Origin of the sequence: Burkholderia sp. Z1 (assembly GCF_014893795.1) — a bacterium.
In the GTDB taxonomy this organism is placed as follows: domain Bacteria; phylum Pseudomonadota; class Gammaproteobacteria; order Burkholderiales; family Burkholderiaceae; genus Burkholderia; species Burkholderia theae.
Window position 1 is genome coordinate 2,043,939 of the sequence record NZ_JACFYL010000002.1, and the last position, 24,529, is coordinate 2,068,467.

The window sequence follows — 24,529 nt, forward strand, 5'->3', positions numbered from 1 at the left end:
ACAACAGTTTGTCTCTCTTGGCCCCGCATGCTTTGGTCGGCGTGCGGGGTCCTTTTTTTGCATCTGCGTCGAGTGGTGGTGGCGCGCAGGTCAAAGCCCCCTTCGTCGCTACACCGTCGACATCAACCTGACGATTTCCCGCCGCAGATAATTCGCGGCCGGACCGAGCCGCCGCCCCGCACGCGTGACCACATAACGATCGAACGAGTGTGCGATCGGATGATCGAGCGGCACCGCGACGACCTGCCCCGCCGCGATCCGCTCCTGCGCCGCCCCGCGCGTCATGAACGCGACGGCGAGATTCTGCGCGGCAATCGCGACTGCCGTCGAAAACCGGTCGCATCGGAATGCAGGCACGACGATGCACCCGATATCGGCGAGGATCGCATCGACATGGGCCTGCAGCCCGAACTCGGCGGGCATGAAGACCACGCGCTCGTTGACGAGCGCTTCCATCTTCACGGATTTGCGCGACGCCATCGGATGATCGACCGAGAATATTGCGCAGATGGGCTCGCTCTGGAACAAGCGCGCGTTCAAGGTCGGATCTGTCGTCGCACCGATCGATACGCAGATATCGACCTGATCCTCCCGGGTCATCGACAACAGCTGCGGAAGCGAGCCGGTGCGCAACTCCACGGTGATACCCGGATATTTTTCCAGGAAAGGCTTGAGGACCATCGAGACCAGGCTCGCTACCGCCCCTTCGCCGGCGGCGATCGTGACCTGCCCGCGTTTGAGGCCGCGATATTCGTCGAGCTGCGCACGAAACCGGCGGGCGTTGCGTTCGCAATCGCGAAAATAATCGACCGCCATCTGCCCCGCTTCCGTCAACTCCATTTTTCGCCCGCGACGGGTGACCAGCGACAACCTGAGCTCGCGCTCGGCAACGGCAACCTGCCGGCTGATCGTCGACACGTTCACATCCAGACCGACCGCCGCCTGGCGCATTCCGCCATACGTTGCGATCGCGACCAGGTATTGCAGCGTGCGCTCCGAAAGACTCCGTTCGACCGTATCCAATGGGTGCTCCAGTGTTGCCTTCAATGCAACATTCTCGCAGCGACGGAGGCAACTTTCCAGACGGGATTTCGCCGATACTCCGCCCCGGAGCCGGCCCGGACAAACAGACAGCCCGCGCCGGACCGAAAACAGGGTGGCCGACCACTCGAGGACATCAACGGAGGAGCAACATGAACGACGTCAGCCAGTCAGTCGACGGCACGAGGCAACCGCGCCAGCCCGCCCGCGCGCGCGGCGGCAAGGAGCCGATCAGCCCCTATGTGCTGCTGTTCGTCATGCTGGTGGTGGCCGCCATCGCAACCTGGGTCGTGCCGTCCGGCGAGTTTGCGCGAACGGTCAGCAACGGCGTCAGCTTCGTCATTCCGAACAGCCTGACACCGGTTGCCCGCCACGGCGTGATGCCGGGCGAAATGTTCGTCGCGCTGGCCAAGGGAATGACCACGTCCGCGCCCATCATCTTTCTCATCCTGTTTACCGGCGGCGCACTGGCCGTACTCGAATCGACGGGCGCCGTGCGCAGCGCACTTGCGCTGGTCGCACCAGGCGAGCGCACGCGATCGCACGTCGCCGCCGTCGTCATCTGCTGCATTTTTTCGCTGCTCGGCACACTCGGCGTGGTGACGAATTCGGTCGTCGCGTTCGTCCCGCTCGGACTGCTGCTCGCAGAGTCGATGCAACTGCCGAAAGAAATCGGCGCCGGCATGATCTATCTGGGCACGTATGCCGGCTTCAACACGGGCATCCTCAATCCTGTAACGACCGGACTGTCGCAACGCCTGGCCGGCCTGCCGATGTTTTCCGGCATGACGTTCCGGGTGTGCATCTATGTCGCGTTTCTGGCGGCCACCGTTATTTTCCTCGTCGCACGAATCCGTGCCGGTCGAATCAATGACGCAACGGTTCCCGACTCGACGACCCGTGCGGCCGGCACCCGGTCGCAGTCTTCCGCGCAACGGTTCGACGCGCGGCAACTCGCCGTCGTCGGCATCGTGCTCGTCTGTCTGGCGGTTTTCGTCTACGGTTCGTCGACGCGCAATTGGGCCGAGATCGAAATGATCGCGATGTTTCTCGTCATGGCGATCGCCGCCGGGATCGTGAGCGGCATGCGCCCGGGTGCGATCGCGGACACGTTCCTCCACGGCTGCGGCGGGCTCGTCAAGGGCGCGCTCGTGGTCGGCATGGCGCGGGCCATCTCGATCGTGCTCGGCGACGGCAGAATCATGGACCCGATCGTCAACACGCTCGCCGGCATGCTCGCACCGCTGGATGCCACACTGGCCGCGATCTGCATGTTCCTGAGCGCCGCGTTGATCCATGTCGGCATCTCGTCCGGGTCCGGCGAATCGGCGGTGCTCGTGCCGATCTTCGCGCCGCTTGGCGACACGCTGCACCTGACCCGACAGGTCACGGTGCAGGCCGTGCTGCTCGGCGAAGGTTTCATCAACTGCTTCAACCCGACTTCCGGTGTCCTGATGGCTGTCCTCGCAACGTCCGGCATCCCCTACTTCAAGTGGGTGCGTTTCGTCACGCCGCTACTGATTGCGTGGTTCGCCATCTGCATCGCCGCCATTGCGACCGGCGTCGCGATGCATTGGGGCCCCTTCTAGTCAGCCGCATTTTTCCTGGACCGCACATGCTATTACCCGACCTCAGTTCCCTCTCCGATCTGCAGCCGCTTGCCGACGACATGCGCAAGCTCCGCTATGCGCTGCATTGCTGCCCCGAACTGGCATTCGAGGAAGTGCAGACCGCGGAAATCGTCGCAAGCCGCCTGCAGGAATATGGCTACACGGTCGCGACGGGCATTGCCGGCACCGGCGTGATCGGTACGCTGCGATCGGGTTCGAGCGAACGTCGTATCGGGATCCGCGCCGACATGGATGCGCTGCCGATCGACGAACGCAATACGTTCGGTCACAAGAGCCTGCACCCGGGACGGATGCATGCGTGCGGCCATGACGGCCATACCGCGATGTTGCTCGGCGCGGCCCGGCACCTCGCACAACGCGGGCGATTCGACGGCACCGTGCATCTGATCTTCCAGCCGGCCGAGGAACGCGGCTTCGACAGCGGGGCCAAGCGCATGGTCGAGCAAGGGCTCTTCACGCGCTTTCCGTGCGACGCGGTGTTCGCCATGCACAACCATCCGGGCGCGCCGGCCGGCACGTTCATGTTCCGCAAGGGGCATTTCATGGCCGCGGGCGACCGGGTCTTCGTGAAGATCATCGGCAAGGGCGGGCACGCCGCCCGCCCGCACCTGGCCAACGACCCGATCGTCGCGGCCGGCAGCATCGTGATGGCCTTGCAGACCATCGTGTCGCGCAACGTCGATCCGACGCAGTCCGCGGTCGTGACGATCGGCAAGATCGCCGGCGGATCGGCCCCGAACGTGATTCCGGGCGAAGTCGAGCTGAGCATCAGCGTCCGGTCGTTCGATGCGGATGTCCGCCGGATGCTGAAGGAAAGAATCACCGCGCTCGTGCACGCGCAGGCCGACAGTTACGGCCTCCGGGCCGTCGTCGATTATGTGGAAGGCTACCCGGTCGTGACGAACGCCGATGCCGAAACCGAGCTTGCGATCGAAGTTGCGAAGGAGCTAGTTGGCGAGGCGCGCGTGACGGAACAGATGGCGCCGTTGATGGGCAGCGAGGACTTTGCGTACATGCTGCAGGCCTGCCCCGGTACATTCCTGAGGATCGGCAATGGCCCGACCGACGGCGGGAACACGCTGCATAGCGCGACCTACGACTTCAACGACGAGAACCTGGTCGTCGGTTCCGCGTTCTGGGCCAGGCTGGTGGAACGTTATCTGCCCGTCGCCTGAGCGATCGATGGCCGCCGTGCTGCATCGCTCGCACGGCGGCCCGTCGTCAACACGCCGTTGCACGGCCAACCCGATCGGGCGTAGGCTTCGTCGAACCTGTCCGTCAACCAGAGAACACCGATGATGCTCGGCACGCCAATCAGATCGTTCGTCATGCTGGCCCTCGGCGCCGCTGTCGGCACGTGGGCACTTGCCGCCGAACCGCTCCCTGTCGGGCGGGACGCCGGCGTTCCAGCCTTCTATGCGTGGACCGACACCGTTCCGGCAACGCCCGGACAATTGCTGCGCGCCGAGCCGCTGACACCCGAGCAGAGCCTCGCCGAAGCCGGCAAGAACATCCGGATCCTCTACACATCGACCGACGGCGTCGACGGCCGCACGCCGATCGTCGTGTCCGGCGCCCTGTTTCTGCCGAAAGGAACGCCGCCGCCAGGCGGCTGGCCGACGATGGCGTGGGCACACGGCACCGTCGGCAGTGCCGGCGTGTGTGCGCCGTCGCTGGCGCGCCGCAGCGAACGCGACACGCGCTATCTGAATGACTGGCTCGCCCGCGGCTACGCGATCGTCGCAACCGACTATCAGGGCCTCGGTGCGCCCGGCGTGCATCCCTACGGACTGACGCGCCCGCTCGCGTACAGCGTGCTCGACAGCATCCGCGCGGTGCAGCACGGCGACTTCGACCTGACGTCCCGCGTCGTCGTGTTCGGGCAATCGCAAGGCGCACGCGCCGCGTTTGCAACGGCCGTCTTCGCGAAGTCGTATGCGCCCGAACTGGCGATCGCCGGTGTAGTGGCAACCGGCACGCCCTATGCGGCCGTTCACGTCCACGCGGCCGATGCCGAGCGCGCACATGCGCACCAGTCGGTCGTCCCGACCTTCGCGTACGACATGCTGCGCATCAGTACCGCGGCGCTGCTCGATCCCGCGTTCGTTCCTGCCGATTACCTGAACGACAAGGCGATGCCGGCGTTCGAACTGAGCCGGCACGCCTGCCTGCATGCGCTCGAAGACAGGATCGTCGCGGACGGGCTCACGTACGACAGCAGCTTCAAGCGCTCGCCCAAACCGGCATTCGAGGCGATCCAGCGGGAAGCCGCCTATCCGGCGCTGACGTCGGATATCCCGATCTTCATCGGCACGGGCGGCAAGGATCGCGACGTGTTCGTGCCGGACCAGATCGCACTCGCCACTGACGCCTGCCGGGCCGGTGACCGGATCGAGTGGCATTTTTATCCGGCACTCGACCACTCCGGAACCGTCAACGGCTCGCTGCCCGATTCCACTCGATTCGTCGCACGCGCGTTTGCGGGCGAACGCCTCGATGGAAATTGCGCGTCGTTATCGTCGAAACTTTGAACAGGCGCTGAAGCGCATGCGCCGACACGTTTCGCGAACGGCTCGTCGCACGCCCGGTCCACCCTCGACGACACGATCGCGACGCGCGTCCGTCATATGACAGACGCCCGCCGCCGACATCACTTCGACGTCGCAGGCGGGCTGCCGTTCGTCGTCCTGACGTTGCTCGATTCCCGGACCAGTTGCTCGGTCATCGCCGCAGCAACCGGATTCGCGCCCGACGACGAATCGCCCTGCCGAGTCGCCCCGCTGCTTGCCGACATCGACGACATCGGCGGCGGCGGCAACGACGGATCGAGCTTCGCCGATTGCCTGACGAGCGCGGCCGTCTCCGGCGTTTCGGATTTCGTTGCCGCAGGCGCTGCGGCCGCGTGGCGTTCGAGGCCATCGCGCTTGCGCGGTGCGCGTTGCGTGACCTGCGACGGCGCGGCCGACTGTGCGGGTTGCGCAGATTGTGCGGCTGGCGGGGTCGAATCCTGTGCATCGACCGTCACGACGTTGACCTTCGGCGGCGGTGCTTTCTCGCTGACGACCGGAACGGCGGGGACAGATGCAGGTGCGGCGCTCACGCGCGCGGTTACGGGTGCAGCCGGCGCAGGCGCCGGTGCGGGTGAAGGCGGCGGGACAGCCGCCTGTTTCGGCGCCGTATCGGCGGCAGCCGGTGCCGGCGGCGCGATGGCGCCCTGCACCGCGTGATCGTTGTTCGCGGGCGCCGTGGCAACCGGCGCGGCGGAATCGCCGATGCCTGAATCTTCGATCGCACGGTGGTCCGCGCGCAGCAGCATCACGTAGGCAGAGCCGGCCGCGGCTACCAGGAGCCCACCGGCAATCATCAAGGTCTTGCGGGTACTCGTCATGCTTGTTCACCGATCATGTCGACGTGAACAAGCCATCATACGCGGCCATCGGCCGTTGATCCCGCATGAATACATTTGGTTGCATTGATGCCGGCGGCGCGATCGTCAGACGTATCGCGCTCGCCGTTCCGGCACGATCAATGCACGGCGCTTACTCCGGAAACGGCAGATCGGTCTGCCCGTCCGCGTGCATGCCGAACGTGTTCAGCGTCATCGCGACGAGCGCGTAGTAGCCGAGCAGCGCAACGAGATTCACGACGGTTTCGTGGCCGAAGCGCGCTTCCGCGCGCACGAACGTCGCGTCGCTCACGCGCCGCGTGTCGTACAACTCGCTCGCGAACGCATGGATCAGCGCATCGTCGTCCGATTCGAATGCAGGTTCGACGCCGCGCCGGATCGCATCGGCCGTCGCGGCCGGCACGCCCGCATCGAGCGCGATCGGATGGTGGATGTGCCACTCGGCCTGCGAGCGCCAGCGCGCGGCCGTCACGAGAATCGCGAGTTCCGACAGCCGCAGCGGCAGACCCGTGCGATAACGGCAGAACGCACCGAGCTTCTGCGCGTGCTGCGCCAGCTCGGGGCTTGCGATCCAGCCGAGAAACGGCCCGTTCAGGTTGCCGCGCGGGCCGCTGAGAATGTCGGCCAGCACGGCCTTCTGTGCGTCGGTGGCCGACGCGGGATCGAAAAGTGGCAGTCTGTTCGTCATGGCGATGATCCGGTGAAGTTCAGTGTATCGACGCCGTCACACGCCGGCCGACGCAAGCGCCGCACCGATCGCGCCGGACAGCCGCTCGACGATCGTATCGATCTGCTGCGAGGTGCAGATGAACGGCGGCGCGATCAGGATGTGATCGCCGTTCACGCCGTCGATCGTCCCGCCCATCGGATACACCATCAACCCGCGCTGCATCGCTTCGCGCTTGACCGCCGCGTGCAGTTTCAATGCGGGGTCGAACGTCGCCTTGGTGTCGCGATCGCGCACGAGTTCGACGCCGACGAACAGCCCGCGGCCGCGCACGTCGCCGATATGCGGATGCGCGCCGTAATGCTCGCGCAGCGATGCACGCAGCTGTTCGCCGCGCGCCTTCACGTTGTCGAGCAGCTTCTCTTCCGCGATCACGCGCTGCACTTCGAGCGCGGCCGCGCACGCGGTCGCGTGGCCGAGGTAGGTGTGACCGTGCTGGAAGAAGCCGGAGCCGTCGACGATCGTCCGGTAGATGCGGTCGCTGACGAGCGTCGCGCCGATCGGCTGGTAACCCGCGCCGAGCCCTTTCGCGATCGTCAGCAGGTCGGGCGCGACGCCGTCTTCATCGCACGCATACAGGTAGCCCGTGCGCCCCATCCCCGACATGATCTCGTCGAGGATCAGCAGCACGCCGTACTTGTCGCACACCGCGCGAATCTTCTTCAGGTACGTGCGCACCGGCGGCACCGCGCCGACCGTTGCGCCCACCACCGTTTCCGCGACGAACGCCGCGACGTTGTCCGCGCCGAGCTCGACGATCTTCTGCTCGAGCTCGTCCGCCAGACGCTGCGCATACGCTTCGTCGGTTTCCCCCGCCAACTGGTCGCGGTACGCATAACACGGGCTCACGTGATGCGCTTCGATCAGCAGCGGCAGGAACGGCTCGCGCCGCCACGCGTTGCCGCCGATCGCGAGCGCGCCGAGCGTGTTGCCGTGATAGCTCTGGCGCCGCGCGATGAAATGGCTACGCTGCGGCTCGCCCTTCTCGACGAAATACTGGCGCGCGAGCTTCAGCGCGGCCTCGACCGCCTCGGAGCCGCCCGACACGAAATACACGTGTTCGAGGCCGGCCGGCGCGGCATCGACGAGCCGGTCGGCCAGTTCCTCGGCCACGTCGGTCGTGAAGAACGACGTATGCGCGTACGCCAGTTGCTGCGCCTGGCGCTTGATCGCATCGATCACGCGCTGGTTGCTGTGGCCGAGACACGAGACGGCCGCGCCGCCGCATGCGTCGATATAACGTTTGCCGGTCGAGTCGATGATCTCGATGCCGTCGCCTGCGACGGCGACGGGCAAGGTGGCGCGCGGGGCGCGATGAAAAACGGTCGTCATGCGTTGCCTCATGGATCAGGACGCGCCGTGTGCGCGTCCGGACGGCACGATGCGCGTCGCAAAGCGCTGCGTGCCGTGTTGATGAATGCTGAAATCGATCGCCGCCGCACCGATCGCGAACACCGCGGTCGCCAGCGTGTTCTCGTCGTCGGGGTCGGCCGGGTCGTCGCGATAGATCGGCAGCCCTTCCGGCGCGCGATCGCCGAGCACGCGCAGCAGCGCGGCTTCGTCGACCGCGTCGATGCCCGGTGTCAGCGCGTCGACGCGCCGCTGCCGGTCGGCCGACGATTGCGTGACGATCTGCGCTTCCGCGTCGCAACCGGGGTGCACGAGATGGTTCGCATGGCCGGCAAGCCGCGCCACGTCGACGACCGAGCAGCGCGCGACGCTCGCTTCGATACTGAGCAGCCGCGCATCGCCGGTCGCGCCGAGCGTATGGTGGAAGCCGCTCGCGCGGGCATGTGTGCGCAGCACGTCGGCTGCCGCGTCGAGCGACGTCGCATCGAGCACGGCGCGCGCGAGAATCATCCGCGGCACGCCCGGCGCGGGCGTCCGGATCCGCAGGTTGTTGATCGCCTGCGCGATGCCCGCGCGGTTCGCGGCAAAGGTATGCCCCGGCAGCGAGCCGGGGTAATAGAAACTGATGAAGCCCGGTTTGCCCGCAGGCTGCACGTCGACGAGCAGGCAGCGCTCGCGCAGGAACGGATCGCCGTCCTCGTTGTGCGCGATCCAGCGCGTGCCGTCCGCATCGCGCGCGGCCAGCGTCGTGCAGCCGTCCGGCGCGTTGTGGATCAGCTCGCCACGGCAGTTCCACAGAAAGATGTCCTCGGCCGGCCAGCCGATGCCCGCCGCGATTCCGTCGAGTTCCGCGACGAGATCGGGGTACGCGGCCAGCGCGGCCTGCCGCAGCGCATCGACGAACGGATGGCCGCGCCAGCGGCGCACGGCCTGCCACGCACCGCTCTGCTGCATGTACGCATCGAACACGGGACGGGCGAGCTCGCCGAGGCGCACGCCGATGTCGAACGGCGCACCGGCGATGACGGGAGAAAGGGAAAGCGGCATGTCAGATGATTCGGTTTCTTTCAGGACACATGTTTCAGGAACTCCTTCAGGCGCGGTGTCGGCGGCCGGTCGATCAAGTCGACCGGATGACCGTCCTCGGCGATACCGCCCTGATCCATGAACAGCAGGCGCGTGCCGACCCGCTTCGCGAAGCCGATCTCGTGCGTGACGACGATCATCGTCATCCCTTCGGTAGCAAGATCCTGCATCACTTTCAGCACTTCGTGGCGCAATTCCGGATCGAGCGCCGACGTCGGCTCGTCGAACAGCATCAGCCGCGGCCGGATCGCGAGCGCACGCGCGATCGCGACGCGCTGCTGCTGGCCGCCCGACAGCTCGGACGGGTAATGATTCGCCCGCGATTCGAGGCCGACCTTGTCGAGCAGCGCCATCGCCTGGTCGCGTGCGTCGGCACGCGACGCGCCGCGCACCTGGGTCGGCCCGAACATCACGTTCTCGAGCGCGGTCATTTGCGGAAACAGGTTGAATTGCTGGAACACCATGCCGGCTTCGAGCCGGATGTTGCGGATCGTCGTCGCGTTGCCACGCACGCTCTGGCCGTCGACGAGCAGCTCGCCGCCGGTGATTTTCTCGAGCGCGTTGATACAGCGCAACATCGTCGATTTACCCGACCCCGACGGGCCGATCACGACGACGACCTCGCCCGCGTCGATCTTCAGGTCGATATGCTTCAGCACCGGCACGTGGCCGAAGCTCTTCGACACGTTCTGGAATTCGATCATGCTCATAGGATGCGCATCCTCTTTTCGACGAGCCGAAGCGTCAGCGTCATTGCACCGGTAAGAACCAAATAGATCACAGCCACCGCGCTCCAGATCTCGACTGCCTGGAAATTGCCCGCGATGATTTCCTGCCCCTTGCGCGTCAGTTCGCCGACGCCGATCACGATGAACAGCGACGTGTCCTTCAGGCTCACGATGCACTGATTGCCGAGCGGCGGAATCAGCCGCCGGAACGCCAGCGGCCCGACCACCTTCAGCAGCACGCGCGGCATCGACAAGCCCATCGCGAGCCCCGCTTCCGTCAACCCCTTCGGGATCGACAGCAGCGCGCCACGCACGACTTCCGCGAGATACGCGCCGGAATTCACCGTGATCGCGATGATCGCGGCCGTCAGGCCGTCGATGCGGATGTGCGCGAGCAACGGCAGCGCGAAATACAGGAACATCACCTGCACGACGATCGGCGTGCCGCGGATCAATTCAATGTAGACCTGGACGAGCACGTTCATCGCCTTCGGTCCGTATGCGCGGAACATCCCCGCGACCATCCCGACGATGAAACCGCCCGCCAGCCCGAAAAATGCGATGAACACCGTCAACCGGACCCCGTCCATCAGGTCCGGCAACGCCGCCCAGATCGCCGACCAATCGAAATTCACTTGTCGCTCCCGTTCGATTCAAGACCGGCGCGGCCACACGGCCGCGCGCTGTTGCCGCGTCACGCTCACATCTTCGGCGGTTCGGCACCGAACCACTTCTTGTAGATCTGCGCGTAACGGCCGTCGGCCTTGATCTTCACGAGCGACGCGTTGACCTTCGGCACGAGCGGGCTGCCCTTCGGAAAACCCATCCCGTACTTGTCGCCGCTGACCGGCTGGCCCGCGACCTGCACCTTGCCCTTGCCTTCGTTGTTCACGAAGAACAGCACGTTCGGCGTGTCGTGCATCGCCGCGTCGACCCGGCCGGCTTCCAGCGCGAGGTAAGCCTGGTCGATGTTCGGGAACTGGCGGATCTCCTTCGGCTTCAGGTGCGCCTTGATCCAGTCGATCGTCGCCGTGCCCGTCTTCGCGGCGATCACCTTGCCGTTCAGGTCGTCGATCGACTTGATCGACGTGTTGCCGACTTGCACCATCGCCGCGAGGCCGCTGTCGTAGTACGGCGCGGAGAAGTCGATCGCCTTCTTCCGCTCCTCCTTGATCGTCATCCCCGACAGCGCGACGTCGATGTTCTGCGTCTGCAGCGCCGGGATCAGGCCCGCAAAATCCATCGGCTGGATCGTGTATTTCCAGCCCTGGTCCTTCGCGATCTCGGCCCACAGGTCGAGATCGAAGCCGACGTACTTGTCGCCTTGCTTGAACTCGAACGGCATGAACGACGTATCCGTCCCGACGACGAGCGTCTTGGTGTCCGCGTGCGCGATGCTTGCGCCGAGCGCGGCAGCAACCGCGACGGCTTTCAGGAAGGAACGGCGACTCATGGTTTCTCTCCGCATGATTGAGCGATGTGACCGGCCAGCCGGCCGGCGGTAACGACGACATCAAGCCGCACCGCAACATGCGATGTCGAATTAAACATTAGTGCAACAAGTGTTGTCAATGGCGATACTACGACAACAAAAAAGTGCGCAACGGGAAAATGCATCGAGACAAACCCGAGCCGCTCGGGCCGGATAGATCGGAGGAAAGGGGGAGATGGGCGGTGTGAAGCGCCGCGCAGGCGGATGGCGGTGCTTGAGGAGAGGATGGTGATTCCGGGTGCGAGCCGGCAGGTTGGCCATCCCGCGCGACAAGCGCGACGGGATGGCGACCGTTCAACCGCGAACGCATTCGCGTTGAACGGCCCGCTCGTTCATGTGGAACGTCGGCGATCCGCCGCGACGTGGCCGGGGTGGCCAGGGCAGCCGTGCGCGCGAAACCGGCAAGCGCCGGCGCGGCTCAACGAACGGGACGGGATTCCCGTAACAACGCCGGCCGGCGACGCGCTGATCCGGCGTCCGTCACGCCGCCACCCCGCTCGCCTGATGCGACACGAGCCGCGCATACGCGCCCTGCCGCGCCAGCAGTTCCGCATGACGCCCGGCCTCGATGACGCTGCCCTGCTCGATCACGAGGATCAGGTCGGCATTACGCACGGTCGACAACCGGTGCGCGATGATGATCGACGTGCGTTGCGTCATCAGGTCTTCCAGCGCCGCGCGGATCTGCTGCTCGCTGATCGTGTCGAGGTGGGACGTCGCCTCGTCGAGGATCAGCACCGGCGCATCCTTCAGGAACGCACGCGCGATCGCAACACGCTGGCGCTGGCCGCCCGACAGCTGCACGCCGCGCTCGCCGACGCGCGTCGCGAGCCCGTCCGGCAGACGCGCGACGAATTCGCCGAGCGCCGCCTGGTCGATCGCACGCTGCACGTCCGCGTCAGATGCGTCGTTCGCGGCGAGCCGGATGTTCGCTTCGAGCGTGTCGTTGAACAGGTAGGTATCCTGCGCGACCAGCGCGATGTGCTGCCGCAGGTCGTCGAGCCGCAGGTCGCGCAGGTCGACGCCGCCGAGCGTCACGCGGCCCTGCTGCGGATCCCAGAAGCGCAGCAACAGGCTCGCGACCGTCGACTTGCCGGCGCCCGACGCGCCGACCAGCGCGACCGTGCTGCCGGGCGGCACCTCGAAGCTCACGCGGTCGATCGCGGGCACGCTGCGGCCCGGATACGTAAAACGCGCGTTCTCGAAACGCACCGCCGGATTGCCGGGCATCGCCTGCGCGCCGTCCGTCACGGTCACGGGTTCCTTCTCCAGCGCGCGCAAGCGGCGCGTCGACGCGATCGTGTCGGCCAGCTGGCGCGCGACCTGGCCGATCTCCGCAACCGGCATGAACGCGGCGACGGCAACCAGCACCAGCAGCGGCAACGACTCGCGCGGAAACCAGCCGCGCGCACACAGCAGCGCGCCGAGTGCCGCCACCGCCAGCCCGCCGAGCCCGCTCGCGATTTCCAGCGCGGCGCTTTGCGCCGACAGGTCGTCGAGCAGCTTCGCGCGCTGCCTGCGGTACGCATCGGCCTCCGCGACGAACGCTTCGCGCCGGCGCGCGATCGCCTGGAACGCGGTCAGTTCCGCGAGCCCCTGGATCGTTTCGGTCAGGTGTGCGCCCAGCTGGCCGAGCGCTTCGCGCGCGCCGGTGCCGAGCCGGTCGACGTCGCGCCGGGCCAGCACGGGCGCCAGCCCGGCCCACAGCAGGAACGGCAGCAACACGAGCGCGAGCGGCCACGCGACCGCCGCCAGCAGCACCAGCACGGCGGCCGGCACGAGCACCGCGACGAACGCGGGTGCCAGCGTGTGCGCGTAGAAATACTCGACCGTCTCCACGTCCTGCGTCGCGAGCGACACGAGATCGCCGGAGCGGCGGCGCAGCAGCCCGGCCGGCGCGAGGCGTTCGAGCGTCGCGAACAGCGCGATGCGCATTTCCGCGAGCAGCCGGTACGCCATGTCGTGCGCGAGCCACGATTCGAGCCAGTGCAGCACGGCCGCCACCGGCGCGATGACGAGCAGCGCCGCGACGAGCGTGGGGCTCGGATGACCGGCCGACACCGCGCCGACCACCATCGCGCCGATCACGCCGACGCCGATGAACGCGAGCACGCGGCCGATCCCGAACAGCACGGTCAGCACGACCTTGCCCTTCCACGGACGCACGAAGCGCAGCAGCGTCTGCAAGGTTTCCGGCCAGCCGATCGTCGCCGCGTCGTCGTTCAGCGGCCGCACCTGCGGGCCCGACGACGCGCGCGCGGTGGCGCCGGCCGTCGCCGCCGCGCCGACGGATTCGGCGACCGCTTCCAGTTGCGGCCCCATCAGCCGCCGATACGGGCCGTCGCGCGCGATCATCGCCGCGTGCGTGCCCTCGTCGACCACCTGCCCCTGGTCGAGCACCAGGATACGATCGGCGCCGATCACGCTGGACAGCCGGTGCGCGAGCACGAGCGTCGTCCGCCCGCGTGTGAGCCGGTCGAGCGCCTGCTGGATCAGCGCTTCGTTCTCCGCGTCGACCGACGACAGCGCCTCGTCGAGCAGCAGGATCGGCGCATCGCGCAGCAGCGCGCGGGCAATCGCGATGCGCTGGCGCTGGCCGCCCGACAGCATCAGCCCGCGTTCGCCGATGCGCGTCGCGTAGCCGTCGGGCAGCGCCGAGATGAAATCGTGTGCGTTGGCGGCGCGCGCGGCCGCGATCATGTCCGCGTCGCTCGCGTCGGGGCGGCCGAGCCGCAGGTTGTCGGCGACGCTGCCGTCGAACAGCGTCGCATCCTGCGCGACAACCGCGATCATCTCGCGCACCTGGCCGGCGTCGAGCACGCGCACGTCGTGACCGCCAATGCGGATCGCGCCGCCCTGCGCATCGTGCTGGCGCAGCAGCAGGCGCACGATGGTCGACTTGCCCGCACCGCTCGGGCCGACGATCGCCACCGTCTCGCCTTCGCGAACCGAAAAGCTCAGCGCCGCGTGCGCATCCGCGCGACGCCCCGGATACGCAAAGCTGACGCCGTCGAATACGATCTCCGGCCGCAGGCCCGTCACGCGCGGCGCGTCGGCGGCCGGCGCGTGGCTGCCCGCGTCGAGCAGCGCGTGGATCGCATTCGCGGCCGACTGGCCGATCATCCCCTGGTGCAATACCGAGCGCAGGTCGCGCAGCGGCCGGAAGATTTCGCTGCCGGCCATCAGCACGATCAGCAGCGCCTCGAGGCTCATGTCGCCGTGCCGCACGCGCCACGCGCCGACCGCGATCGCCGCGGCCGCGCCGAGGCCGGTGCCGAGATCGGTGAAGAGCCGCGTCAGCAGCCCCAGCGCGAGCACCCAGAACGTGCTGTCGGACAGCGCGCGCGCCTTCGCCGCCAGCTTCGCGCCGAACGCGGTGCTCTGCCCGAACGCCTTCAGCGTCGGCAGGCCCTGCACCGCATCGAGAAACTCCTCGCCGAATGCCTTGAATGCGGCCGAGCGTGCGAGCGCCGCGCGCCGGTCGGCGCGATGCACGAGCTGCGGCAGCGCGAGCGTGACGAGTGCCGCGACCAGCAGGATCGCGGCCGTCGGCACGTCCCACCATGCGAGCACCGCGAAGATCATGACCGGCGCGCACGCGGCGATCACGAGCTGCGGCAGGTAGACGCCGAAGAAGGTTTGCAACTGCTCGACGCCGTCGACGACGGCCAGCATCACGCCGCCGGTGCGCTCGCCGCTGAACCATGCGGGGCCGAGCGCGGCGATCCGGTCGAACAGCCGTGCGCGCAGCGTGGTCTGCACACGGCCCGCCGTGTGTTGCGCGAGCACGGTGCGGCGATGGTCGAGCCACGCGCGCAACAGCACGCAGGCCGCCGTTGCAACGACGGCTTCGGCGATGCTGCGTGTCGGCGCGCCGGAAAAGACCAGCGCCAGCACGCGGCCGAGAAACACGAAACGGAGGATGCCGACACCCATCGCGAGCAGCCCGAGCGCGACGGCCGCGGCCACTCGCCAGCGTAGTCCCGCCATCATTGCCCATAGTCGTCGGTCGAAATACATGAAGCCCTCCAGTCGGTGTTTTAGTACGGTTTTTCTTGACCGGATCGAGGCTACCCGCGCCGCCCGTGCGCGGCAAAAGATGATTTTTCAACGGGTGTTGAGTCAACTACAATACCCCGCATGTCGCACCTTCCTCCCCTTAGCGCACTGCGAGCGTTCGAGGCGGCTGTCCGCCTCGGCGGGTTTGCGCGCGCGGCGGCCGAGCTGAACGTATCGACGAGCGCGGTCAGCCACCAGATCCGCGCGCTTGAGGAATCGCTCGGTGCGCGGCTGCTCGAACGCAGCACGGGGCTCGGCGGCATCAGTCTCACGCCGGCCGGCGCACGCCTGCTGCCGGCCGTCAGCGACGCACTGACGCGCCTGACCGACGCCTGCGGCGAGATTCGCGGCACCGCGCAACGCTTGACGGTGTCCGCCAACGCGCCGTTTTCGTCGATGTGGCTTGCGCGCCGTCTCGCGGAATTCTCGTCGCTTCATCCGGACACGCCGCTGCATGCCGTCGTGCTCGACGACGAACCGGATTTCGCGCGCAGCGGCGTCGATCTGGCGATCGTGCACGTGCCCGCGCATCGGCTGCGGGCCGACGACGACGTGCTGATGCGGGAGACGGTGTTTCCGGTATGCAGCCCCGAGCTGTATCCGTACGCGTCGGGGCACGTGTGCGTGTCGCGGCTGCTGCAGGAGATGCACGAGGACAGCCCCGAGATCGACTGGCGCAACTGGGCTTCGGAATTCGGGCTGCCGGACGACTTCGAGACGAAGATCGTCCGCTACAGCAGTTTCAGTCAGGTGATCGGCGCGGCGGTCGGCGGTGCGGGCATCGCGCTCGGCCGCGTGCCGCTCATCGAGCCCGAACTGCGCAGCGGCCGTCTGGTGCCGCTGATTCAGGGCCTCGAACGCGACGCTTCATGGCGTTTCGTGTTGCGCCGCCATCCTTCGACGCGGCACCGGCTGCTCGATCCGTTGATCGCGTTCCTGCGCCGCGAGGCGGATGCGCCGCCGTTCACCGCGAAGATCGTTGCGCCCGCATCCAACGACAGTCACGCGCGGGGCGCGGGCGGTGCTTAAGGGCACAGCTTAGAGCCGGCACGCAAAGCCGGCCTCGCCTGCTCACCGGCCCGTCACGGCGTGGCGAAGAACAGCGCGACGACGCACGCCATCCCGGCGAACCACACGAGCGAACGCAGCGACGCCCAGTTCAGCAGGTACATCAGCGTATAGACGACGCGAATCGCGACGAAACCCATCGCGAGCTGGTCGACGTGGTGCGCATTCGCGCCGTTGTGCCACGCGACGACCAGCGCGGCCGTGAACAGCGCGAGCGCTTCCCACGCGTTCTGGTGCGCGGCCTGCGCCCGTGCGCGCCAGCCTTCGAGTTTCGCCAGGTAGTCGCGCGGCGTACGGTTGTCGTAACCCTTGCGGGCCTTCGCCAGGAACGTCAGCGGGAACGGCAACAGCGCCACGATGAACAGGCACAGCTGGGACGTCGTCATCAAAGTCTCCTCCTTTATGATTACATTGTTCAATGACAAGATCGTCGAGAGCTTAGCATTGCGCCGCGCCGTTCGCGCACCGATTTTCTAGACGGGAGACTCGGCCGCGCATGCCGCCGACCGCCTTGGTCGGCCTGGTTCGCCACCTAAATTTCCACCAAATCGTCGACAAATACGTTAATTAAAACTGGCCGAACACCAATAAGATAGCGCTCAACACTGGCTTGGCGCGCTACCGCGCCGGCCTGCCGCCCCCTATCGCGCCGCCGCGCGCCGAACGACATCCGACCCGAGCCATCGCCATGCCCCGTCCCATCGTCGCCCACATCCGCCCCGACGCCGTCCGTCACAACCTCGACTTCATCCGCCGCACCGCCGCGCAATCGCGCGTGTGGGCCGTGATCAAGGCCAACGCCTACGGCCATGGCATCGAGCGAATCTACCCGGGCCTCGCGGCCGCTGACGGCATCGCGCTGCTCGATCTCGACGAAGCCGTGCGCGTGCGCGAACTCGGCTGGGACAAGCCCGTGCTGCTGCTCGAAGGGATCTTCGAACCGGCCGACATCGAGCTGGCCGATCACCACCGGCTGACGGTGGCCGTGCACTGCGACGAGCAGCTCGACCTGCTGATCGCCGCGAAGCCGCGGCAGCCGATCGACATCCAGCTCAAGATGAACTCCGGGATGAACCGGCTCGGCTATCGGCCTGCTGCCTTCCGCGCCGCGTGGGAACGCGCGGCGAGCGCGCCGTCGATCGGCAAGATCACGCTGATGATGCATTTCGCGAACGCCGACGAAGGCGAGGTCGACTGGCAGCTCGAACAGTTCGATGCGACCACGGCGGGGATTCCGGGCGAGCGCTCGGTGTCGAATTCGGCGGCCGTTCTGTGGCATCCGCGCGCGCACCGCGACTGGGTGCGGCCCGGCACGATCCTGTACGGCGCATCGCCGACGGGCGCGTCGCGGCATATCGCCGATACGCCGCTGATGGCCTCGATGACGCTGACGAGCAAGATCATCGGCGTGCAGACGCTGTCGCCGGAAGAAACCGTCGGCTACGGCCGCCGCTTCACGGCCGATCGGCCGATGCGGATCGGCGTCGTCGCATGCGGCTACGCGGACGGTTATCCGCGCCACGCGCCGACCGGTACGCCGATCGCGGTGGACGGCGTGATGACGCGCGTCGTCGGCCGCGTGTCGATGGACATGCTGACCGTCGACCTGACGCCGTGCCCGAACGCGGGCATCGGGTCGGCCGTCGAGCTGTGGGGCGACCGGGTGAAAGTGGACGACGTCGCGGAGGCCAGCGGCACGATCGGCTACGAGTTGATGTGTGCGCTCGCGCGCCGCGTGCCGGTCGTGATCGTGCCGCCCGGCGCATCGACCGCGCAGCCGGCGCTGCGGACCGGGAGCTACGGACGTTGAGGTGAATGCGGCGATGCGCTGCCGCATCGTTGCGCATCCCGCGCCACTTGCGGGCCGCCTCGGGCGGCCAGTTTGCGTTGCGGCGGACGGAAAATTCGAACTGAAGAAAACGCGTCGGCAACGGCCCGCCCGCTCCGCTCGACGCGCCCGTTCAGCGACGTGCTACGAGCGCCACGTCGGCTTGCGCTTCTCGAGAAACGCATCGATCCCTTCACCGGCATCCTCTTCCATCATGTTGCACGCCATCACGTCGCCCGCGTACGCATAGGCTTCGTCGAGCGGCAACTCGCGCTGGCGGTAGAACATCTGCTTGCCGACTCGCACCGCGGCCGGGCTCTTCGCGACGATCTCCGCGACCTTGCGCGCGACGGCCGCGTCGAGCGCGTCTTCGGGCACGGCCTCGTTGACGAGCCCCCACGCGGCGGCCGTCGCCGCATCGACGAAACGCCCGGTCACGAGCATGTCGAACGCGCGCTTCGCCGTGACGTTGCGGCTCAATGCGACGGCCGGCGTCGAACAGAACAGCCCGACGTTGATGCCCGATACCGCGAAGCGCGCGGTGTCGGCCGCGATGGCGAGATCGCACGCGGCGACGAGCTGGCAGCCGGCCGCCGTCGCGATGCCCTGCACACGCGCGATCACCGGCACCGGCAATGCGCGCATCGCCAGCATCACGCGGCTGCATTGCGCGAACAGCGTGCGGTAGTAATCGAGGTCCGGTTTGCCGCGCATCTGCCGCAGGTCGTGGCCCGCGCAGAACGCCTTGCCTTGCGCGGCCAGCACGACGCAGCGCACATGCGGATCGGCCGCCAGCGTATCGAACGCATCGTGCAGGCTCGCGAGCATCGCTTCGGACAATGCGTTGAACTGCTGCGGCCGGTTCAGCCGCAGCGTGACGACGCCGTCGTGCGACTCGCGCAACAGGATCGGCTCGGCAGTCTCTTGATCGGGTTCCATGATGTTCCGCTCGACGGGTTTCGATCGGGCGCACACGGGCGGCACGCGCCCGCGTTCGCGACTGACATGATCACGAATCGTCCTCCACATTGCGCGCGACGTCCAGCCGGGACGGCCAGCATGCCTGCGCACCGCCGCACGGCGGCGCCTCGGCTTGCGCGCGTTACGGGTGCCGCTGCGCAAGCTTCCCCATGCTCGCGCCTGCGATCAGCGCGACCAGCACCGCCGCTGCATACGTGGCAAAGCCGAGCACCGCGACCGCCCGCAGCGCCGCCATCAGATTCGGCAACAGCATCGTCGCGGCGCCAGCGATTGCGACGCCGAGCAGGCTCCCTGCCTGCCTTGCCGCATTGAGAAATCCCGATGCGACACCCGCCGCATCCGCCGGCACCTGTTCGAGCACGGTCGCGATCATCGGCGCCACGGACAACGCGGTCCCGGTGCCGAATGCCGCCATCGCCGCCCACGCCGCGGGCCACGGCGCGTGCATCGTCAGCGCGGCCGCGAGCGCCGGAACCGCACACGTCGCGAGGAAAAGGCCGCCGGCCATCAGCTGCGTCGCGCTTGCCCGCCCGAGCAGCTTGCCCGACAACAGGTTGCCGAGCGACAGGCTCAATGCGAGCGGCAACAGCATCAGCCCCGTCTGCCGCGCATTCAGCCCGAGGTTGCCGTGCAGGTACAGGCTCAGGATGAACAGCAACCCGAAATAGCCGACATAGACGAGGGTGCCCATCACGTTCATCGCAATGAACACGCGATTACGAAACCACACGAGCGGCACCATCGGATCGGCGGTGCGCCGCTCGACGACGATCAGCACGGCGGCGGCGAGCGCGGCAACCAGAAGTGCGGCGAGGACTTCAGCCGCGCCCGGACCACGCGTCGGCAGCTCGATTGCGGCAAAGCACAGCGCGCCGAGCGCCGTTGCGCTGGCGAACTGGCCGGCCCAGTCGAAGCGCCGCGCGTCACGCCTGGCCGACGCGCGAACCAGCGCCGCCGCCCCGGCCAGCGCCAGCGCGCCGGTCGGCACGTTGACGAGGAACGCGCTGCGCCAGCCGAAATCCTCCACCAGCACGCCGCCCAGCACCGGCCCCACCGACGCGGCGACGGATGCGATACCCGCCCAGACGGCGATCGCCCGCGCCCGCTCGGCCGGCACATCGAAGGTGTTGCGCACGATCGCCAGCGACGCGGGCAGAAAGAGCGCCGCGCCCACGCCCTGCACGAATCGCGCGGCGACGAGCACGGTCACGGACGACGCGAACCCGCATCCCGCCGACGCGCCGATGAAGAGCGCGAGGCCGGCGAGATAGGCGTGCTTCGCACCGAACCGGTCGGACAGGACGCCGCCCGCAAGGATCAACGCGGCGAAACTGAGCGTGTACGCATCGACGATCCATGCGAGCCCGGCGACCGTCGCGCCGAGGCTTGCGCGCATCGCCGGCAGCGCAACGTTGACGATCGTCGTATCGAGCACGGCCATGAACATGCCGATCGCGACGATCGCAAGCGTGAGGCGGCGTTCGCGGGCCGTCGAGCGGCACGCTGGCGTCACGGATACGGGAACGGGAACGGAAACGGGCGTGCAATCGGGCATGAAACCTCCGGGCAGATTTCGAGAGTCTAGAAACGGCGCACGATGCAGAAAAGTGATAATTTCGCTTTTGCCCGATGCAGATGTGCATCACCACGCCCGTCACCACCCTGCCCGATGACGCTGCCGACCCGCATGAACTGGGACAACGCCCGCTTCTTCCTGGCCCTTGCGCGCACCGGCACGCTGCGCGGCGCCGCGGCACAACTGAACGTCGATCAGGCGACGGTGGGGCGTCGAATCGCCGCGCTCGAGGACGAACTCTCGGCCCGCCTGTTTCTCCGAACGCCGGCCCTCTACGTGCTGACGACCGCCGGCGAAGCGCTGCTCGAACCCGCCGAAACGATGGAACGGGCGTCGCTTACCATCGAGCGACGCGTCATGGGGCTCGACGAGCAGCTTGCCGGGTCCGTGCGCATCGCGACGACCGACACGCTCGGCAAGCGTTTCGTCATTCCCGCGATCGCCCGCTTGCGGCGCAGGCATGCCGGTATCGACGTCGTGTGCGTGACGTCGGCGGAAATCGCCAATCTCACGCGCCGCGAAGCGGATCTCGCGATTCGCACGTTGCGGCCGGAATCGCCGGACCTGATCGTCCGGCGGCTCGGGCATCTCGAAACGGGCATCTACGCCTCGCGCCGCTACCTGGCCGAGCGTGGCGAACCTGCCGCGGGCAGTGCGTTCGAAGGACACGATCTGGTGATGTACCAGCAGCCGGTGGTGCCGACGATGTGGGATGCGCTGTGCGGCGAATCGACGTCGCGCGGCCGCGTGATGTTCCAGACATCGTCGACGATGATGCTGGTCGAGGCCGCGCTCGCGGGCCTCGGCATCGCGGAACTGCCGTGCTTCCGCGCCGAAGCCGAGCCGGAACTGGTGCGCCTCATGCCGCGACGATGCAATCATTTCGACGTGTGGCTCGTCGCGCATGCCGATCTCTACAAGACCGCACGCGTGCAGGCCGTGATCGAAGCCGTCGTCGACGAATTCGCGACCGCCGCGCCCTCGGGCCGGTAACGAACGGGCTACCGATTCAGCGCGCGACCGGGTTCCGCCCGCCGCGCCATGCGCGCACGCCCGACCACAGCTGCCCGATACCGCAGAGGAAAAACACGGCGCCCATCCCGCCGAGGGTCAGCACCGTGCCCCAGATCGCGCCGAACGTATTCATTCGCGCGCTCGTCCTGGGTGCGTCCGGCGCGTAGCGCACCTCGACCGTCGCGCCGTCCTGCACGCTGACGTCGCCGCCCTGCGGGTATTCGACCTGTTCGCCCGCGAGCGTCGTGAATGCGATCTCCGGATGATGCGGCCCCGCGTTCAGCTTGATGACGTGACCCGGCACGACCACCGATGTCCGCAGGAACTCGCGCGTCGACTGCGCGTACATGACGTCGCCGATCAGCATGCACGTGCCCACCACCGTGAACACGACGCCCTTCGCGATCAACAGCTCCATGCGCTGCGCGGCGGTGCGGGCGAGCGGTGCCTGATCGATTTTCACTGGCATCTGTCCCGTTCCTGATTGTGGTGGATGCCGGGCGTGATGCGCATGACGCGCACGCACGCCGCCCTCGGCATCCGGCAGGATACGAGCATCTCGGGGCACTGTAAATTGCGCCGCCTCCCCCGCTACCCGCCGCTACTCGCCGCTCGCGACGCGCGCGATCGTCTGCCGCAGCCACACATGCGCGGCATCGCCGTGCCGGCGTGCATGCCAGTGTTGCGCGAACTCGAACGAATCGATCGGGAACGGCGGTTCGAACACGCGCAGGCGCGGGTCGTCGCGCACACGGTCGAGGTTGCGGCGTGCGACGGTCAGCACGAGATCGGTGCCGGCAATCAGATCGTTCGCGACGCCCCAGAACGGCAGGATCACCGCGATATGCCGCTCGTGCCGCAACCGCGCGAGCGCGCGATCGACCTCGTTGTCCATGCCGTCGCGCATCGCGACCAGCGCATGCGGCCGCGCGAGCCACGCGTCGAGCGCGAGTTCGCCGCGGCGCGGCAAGCGGCTCGCGTCGGCCACGCATGCGAACGATTCGACGAACAGCGGCTGCGCATGCAGTTCGCGCTGCAGCGCGGGCAGCACGCCGAGCGCGAGATCGACCTCGCCGTCCATCAGCTGCATCCGCATCGCCTCGCGCGTGGCCTGCGACACGATCAGCTCGATGCCCGGCGCATCGGCGCGCAACGTCTTCACGAGCGCCGGCAGCACGATGCGCGCGCCGTAGTCGGACATCGCGATGCGAAACACGCGTGTGGTCGCGGACGGGTCGAACGCGGCCGGCTCGATCAGCGCGCCGAGCCGCACGAGCACGTCGTTCAGCGGTTCAATCAGTTCGTTCGCGCGCGCGGTCAGGTCGAGCCGCCCCGCGCGCCGCACCAGCAGCGGATCGCCGAAGATCTCGCGCAGCCGCGCGAGCGCGTGGCTCACGGCCGGCTGGCTCTTGTGCAGCCGGACCGCGGCGCGCGAGATGTGACGTTCGCTCAGCAACGCATGCAGCGTGACGAGCAGGTTCAGGTCGATACGAGCCAGATTATTCATGACACGAATATGAAGCATCCGAAAGACGAATTTCCATTCGCCATCTTAATGGATGACAATCATTTCGACACCCTTTCATGACCGACCCAGATGACGACTTCGCTTTCCCTCACCACCCTTTCGCTCGCCGCCGCGGCGTTCGTTGCCGGCGCGCTCGTGCCGCTGCAAGGCGGCAGCAATGCCGCGCTCGGGCGCGCGCTCGGCCACCCGCTGTGGGCGAGCGTCGCGTCGCTGACGGTCAGCCTGCTGGTGGTGCTGCCGGTGCTGCTGGCAATGCGCGCGAACGCACCGCTCGTCGGCGACGCGCTGCAGCGCCCGCTGTGGATATGGCTCGGCGGCCTCGCGGGCGTGATCTACATCACGCTCGCGCTGATCCTGACGCCGCGGCTCGGCACGACGACCTTCATCGTCTGCGTCGTCGCCGGGCAGATGCTCGCGTCGCTGCTGATCGACCATCACGGGCTGATGGGCCTGCCGCAGCGGCTCGCGACGCCTGGCCGCATCGCGGGCGTCGCGCTGATCTTCGCGGGGATGATCGTCGTTCAATGGCAGACGCCCGCGCCGGTTGCATCAGGCGACGCGGCGGCCGCGCAACCCGAGCCGCTGCGTTGAATGCGCAACCGGAATCCGGCCCGCACTCGCGAAGCGCGCGTCAGCCCGCGAGCTTCTTCAGCGCGTCGAGCACCGCATCGCCCTTGAACGGCTTCACGATCCAGCCCTTCACGCCGGCAGCCTTGCCGCGCTCCTTCATCGCCGGGCTGCTTTCGGTCGTCAGCATCACGACGTTGACCGCCGTGTTCGCGAGTTCGCCGCGGATCTTCTCGACCATCGTCAGGCCGTCCATGTTCGGCATGTTCACGTCGCTGATCACGAGGCGCACGCCGGGCGTCGCCTTGAGCTTCGCGAGCCCGTCCTTGCCGTCGACCGCCGTCGCGACGTCGAGCCCGTGATTGCGCAGGAAGCCCGCGACCTCGTCGCGCACCGTGCCCGAATCGTCGACCACCAGAATCTTTGCCATGCCGTATTCCCCTTTCC

General features: G+C 67.5%; 23 protein-coding genes. 7 read left to right on the plus strand and 16 right to left on the minus strand.

Annotated features, from left to right (window positions below):
* Positions 1 to 108: 108 nt before the first annotated feature.
* Positions 109 to 1,047 carry a LysR family transcriptional regulator gene (locus H3H55_RS26120; protein WP_226800371.1) on the minus strand — a complete coding sequence of 313 codons (939 nt, stop codon included), beginning with the start codon at positions 1,045 to 1,047 and terminating at the stop codon, positions 109 to 111.
* Between H3H55_RS26120 and H3H55_RS26125 the strand changes: the two genes are divergently transcribed.
* Entirely contained in the window at positions 1,047 to 2,630 is a 1,584-nt protein-coding gene (locus tag H3H55_RS26125; protein ID WP_226800372.1) for a YfcC family protein, read from the plus strand. The two genes, H3H55_RS26120 and H3H55_RS26125, sit on opposite strands and share 1 nt — an antisense overlap.
* 26 nt (positions 2,631 to 2,656) lie before the next feature.
* The gene (locus H3H55_RS26130) at positions 2,657 to 3,847 is read left to right on the plus strand and encodes a M20 aminoacylase family protein (protein ID WP_193100810.1); all 1,191 of its coding nucleotides are present in this window, start codon (positions 2,657 to 2,659) and stop codon (positions 3,845 to 3,847) included.
* Here the strand turns inward: H3H55_RS26130 and H3H55_RS26135 are convergent.
* Positions 3,829 to 4,002, minus strand: a complete 174-nt coding sequence (locus H3H55_RS26135) for a hypothetical protein (protein WP_193102281.1) — start codon at positions 4,000 to 4,002, stop codon at positions 3,829 to 3,831. The two genes, H3H55_RS26130 and H3H55_RS26135, sit on opposite strands and share 19 nt — an antisense overlap.
* On the opposite strand from H3H55_RS26135, the gene H3H55_RS26140 reads away from it, so the two are divergent.
* Complete coding sequence (locus H3H55_RS26140; RefSeq protein ID WP_413463974.1) at positions 3,968 to 5,203, plus strand: lipase family protein; 1,236 nt, start codon at positions 3,968 to 3,970, stop codon at positions 5,201 to 5,203. The genes H3H55_RS26135 and H3H55_RS26140 overlap by 35 nt on opposite strands.
* 119 nt (positions 5,204 to 5,322) lie before the next feature.
* On the opposite strand, the gene H3H55_RS26145 is transcribed toward H3H55_RS26140, so the two are convergent.
* From H3H55_RS26145 to H3H55_RS26180, 8 genes are all read right to left on the minus strand, one after another.
* Positions 5,323 to 6,060: an extensin gene (locus H3H55_RS26145; RefSeq protein ID WP_193100812.1), complete on the minus strand. Its 738-nt coding sequence runs from the start codon at positions 6,058 to 6,060 to the stop codon at positions 5,323 to 5,325.
* Positions 6,061 to 6,211: 151 nt separating this feature from the next.
* On the minus strand, positions 6,212 to 6,766 hold the full coding sequence (locus H3H55_RS26150) for a carboxymuconolactone decarboxylase family protein (protein ID WP_193100813.1): 555 nt from the start codon (positions 6,764 to 6,766) through the stop codon (positions 6,212 to 6,214).
* A 36-nt stretch (positions 6,767 to 6,802) separates the two neighbouring features.
* Positions 6,803 to 8,137 carry an aspartate aminotransferase family protein gene (locus H3H55_RS26155; protein ID WP_193100814.1) on the minus strand — a complete coding sequence of 445 codons (1,335 nt, stop codon included), beginning with the start codon at positions 8,135 to 8,137 and terminating at the stop codon, positions 6,803 to 6,805.
* A 15-nt stretch (positions 8,138 to 8,152) separates the two neighbouring features.
* A complete protein-coding gene (locus H3H55_RS26160) occupies positions 8,153 to 9,202 on the minus strand; it encodes a C45 family autoproteolytic acyltransferase/hydolase (RefSeq protein WP_193100815.1) in 1,050 nt (349 codons plus the stop codon).
* 20 nt (positions 9,203 to 9,222) lie between these two features.
* Complete coding sequence (glnQ, locus tag H3H55_RS26165) at positions 9,223 to 9,951, minus strand: glutamine ABC transporter ATP-binding protein GlnQ (RefSeq protein ID WP_048246371.1); 729 nt, start codon at positions 9,949 to 9,951, stop codon at positions 9,223 to 9,225.
* The gene (gene glnP, locus H3H55_RS26170) at positions 9,948 to 10,604 is read right to left on the minus strand and encodes a glutamine ABC transporter permease GlnP (RefSeq protein WP_193100816.1); all 657 of its coding nucleotides are present in this window, start codon (positions 10,602 to 10,604) and stop codon (positions 9,948 to 9,950) included. The genes glnQ and glnP overlap by 4 nt, the downstream gene beginning before the upstream one ends.
* Before the next feature lie 65 nt (positions 10,605 to 10,669).
* On the minus strand, positions 10,670 to 11,422 hold the full coding sequence (gene glnH / locus H3H55_RS26175; RefSeq protein ID WP_048246369.1) for a glutamine ABC transporter substrate-binding protein GlnH: 753 nt from the start codon (positions 11,420 to 11,422) through the stop codon (positions 10,670 to 10,672).
* Between the two features lie 519 nt (positions 11,423 to 11,941).
* Positions 11,942 to 15,481: an ATP-binding cassette domain-containing protein gene (locus tag H3H55_RS26180; RefSeq protein WP_193100817.1), complete on the minus strand. Its 3,540-nt coding sequence runs from the start codon at positions 15,479 to 15,481 to the stop codon at positions 11,942 to 11,944.
* Between the two features lie 120 nt (positions 15,482 to 15,601).
* Between H3H55_RS26180 and H3H55_RS26185 the strand changes: the two genes are divergently transcribed.
* Positions 15,602 to 16,549 (plus strand): LysR family transcriptional regulator, encoded by a 948-nt coding sequence (locus tag H3H55_RS26185; RefSeq protein ID WP_193100818.1) that lies wholly within the window; start codon positions 15,602 to 15,604, stop codon positions 16,547 to 16,549.
* Positions 16,550 to 16,602: 53 nt separating this feature from the next.
* Here H3H55_RS26185 and H3H55_RS26190 read toward each other — a convergent pair whose 3' ends face one another.
* The gene (locus H3H55_RS26190) at positions 16,603 to 16,974 is read right to left on the minus strand and encodes an MAPEG family protein (protein ID WP_048246366.1); all 372 of its coding nucleotides are present in this window, start codon (positions 16,972 to 16,974) and stop codon (positions 16,603 to 16,605) included.
* Positions 16,975 to 17,276: 302 nt separating this feature from the next.
* On the opposite strand from H3H55_RS26190, the gene alr reads away from it, so the two are divergent.
* Positions 17,277 to 18,398: an alanine racemase gene (gene alr, locus H3H55_RS26195; protein WP_193100819.1), complete on the plus strand. Its 1,122-nt coding sequence runs from the start codon at positions 17,277 to 17,279 to the stop codon at positions 18,396 to 18,398.
* 162 nt (positions 18,399 to 18,560) lie between these two features.
* Here alr and H3H55_RS26200 read toward each other — a convergent pair whose 3' ends face one another.
* Both H3H55_RS26200 and H3H55_RS26205 read right to left on the minus strand, forming a co-directional pair.
* The gene (locus tag H3H55_RS26200) at positions 18,561 to 19,355 is read right to left on the minus strand and encodes an enoyl-CoA hydratase (RefSeq protein WP_193100820.1); all 795 of its coding nucleotides are present in this window, start codon (positions 19,353 to 19,355) and stop codon (positions 18,561 to 18,563) included.
* Between the two features lie 163 nt (positions 19,356 to 19,518).
* Positions 19,519 to 20,952, minus strand: a complete 1,434-nt coding sequence (locus H3H55_RS26205; protein ID WP_193100821.1) for an MFS transporter — start codon at positions 20,950 to 20,952, stop codon at positions 19,519 to 19,521.
* Positions 20,953 to 21,084: 132 nt separating this feature from the next.
* Here H3H55_RS26205 and H3H55_RS26210 point away from each other — a divergent pair, with 132 nt between their 5' ends.
* Positions 21,085 to 21,966 (plus strand): LysR family transcriptional regulator, encoded by an 882-nt coding sequence (locus H3H55_RS26210; RefSeq protein ID WP_193102159.1) that lies wholly within the window; start codon positions 21,085 to 21,087, stop codon positions 21,964 to 21,966.
* A 16-nt stretch (positions 21,967 to 21,982) separates the two neighbouring features.
* Here the strand turns inward: H3H55_RS26210 and H3H55_RS26215 are convergent, their stop codons facing one another.
* Both H3H55_RS26215 and H3H55_RS26220 read right to left on the minus strand, forming a co-directional pair.
* Positions 21,983 to 22,456, minus strand: a complete 474-nt coding sequence (locus H3H55_RS26215; RefSeq protein ID WP_193100822.1) for a DUF3592 domain-containing protein — start codon at positions 22,454 to 22,456, stop codon at positions 21,983 to 21,985.
* Positions 22,457 to 22,588: 132 nt separating this feature from the next.
* On the minus strand, positions 22,589 to 23,494 hold the full coding sequence (locus H3H55_RS26220; RefSeq protein WP_193100823.1) for a LysR family transcriptional regulator: 906 nt from the start codon (positions 23,492 to 23,494) through the stop codon (positions 22,589 to 22,591).
* Positions 23,495 to 23,584: 90 nt separating this feature from the next.
* Between H3H55_RS26220 and H3H55_RS26225 the strand changes: the two genes are divergently transcribed.
* Entirely contained in the window at positions 23,585 to 24,106 is a 522-nt protein-coding gene (locus H3H55_RS26225) for a DMT family transporter (RefSeq protein ID WP_193100824.1), read from the plus strand.
* Between the two features lie 40 nt (positions 24,107 to 24,146).
* Here the strand turns inward: H3H55_RS26225 and H3H55_RS26230 are convergent, their stop codons facing one another.
* Positions 24,147 to 24,512 (minus strand): response regulator, encoded by a 366-nt coding sequence (locus H3H55_RS26230; protein ID WP_006486240.1) that lies wholly within the window; start codon positions 24,510 to 24,512, stop codon positions 24,147 to 24,149.
* Positions 24,513 to 24,529: the final 17 nt, after the last annotated feature.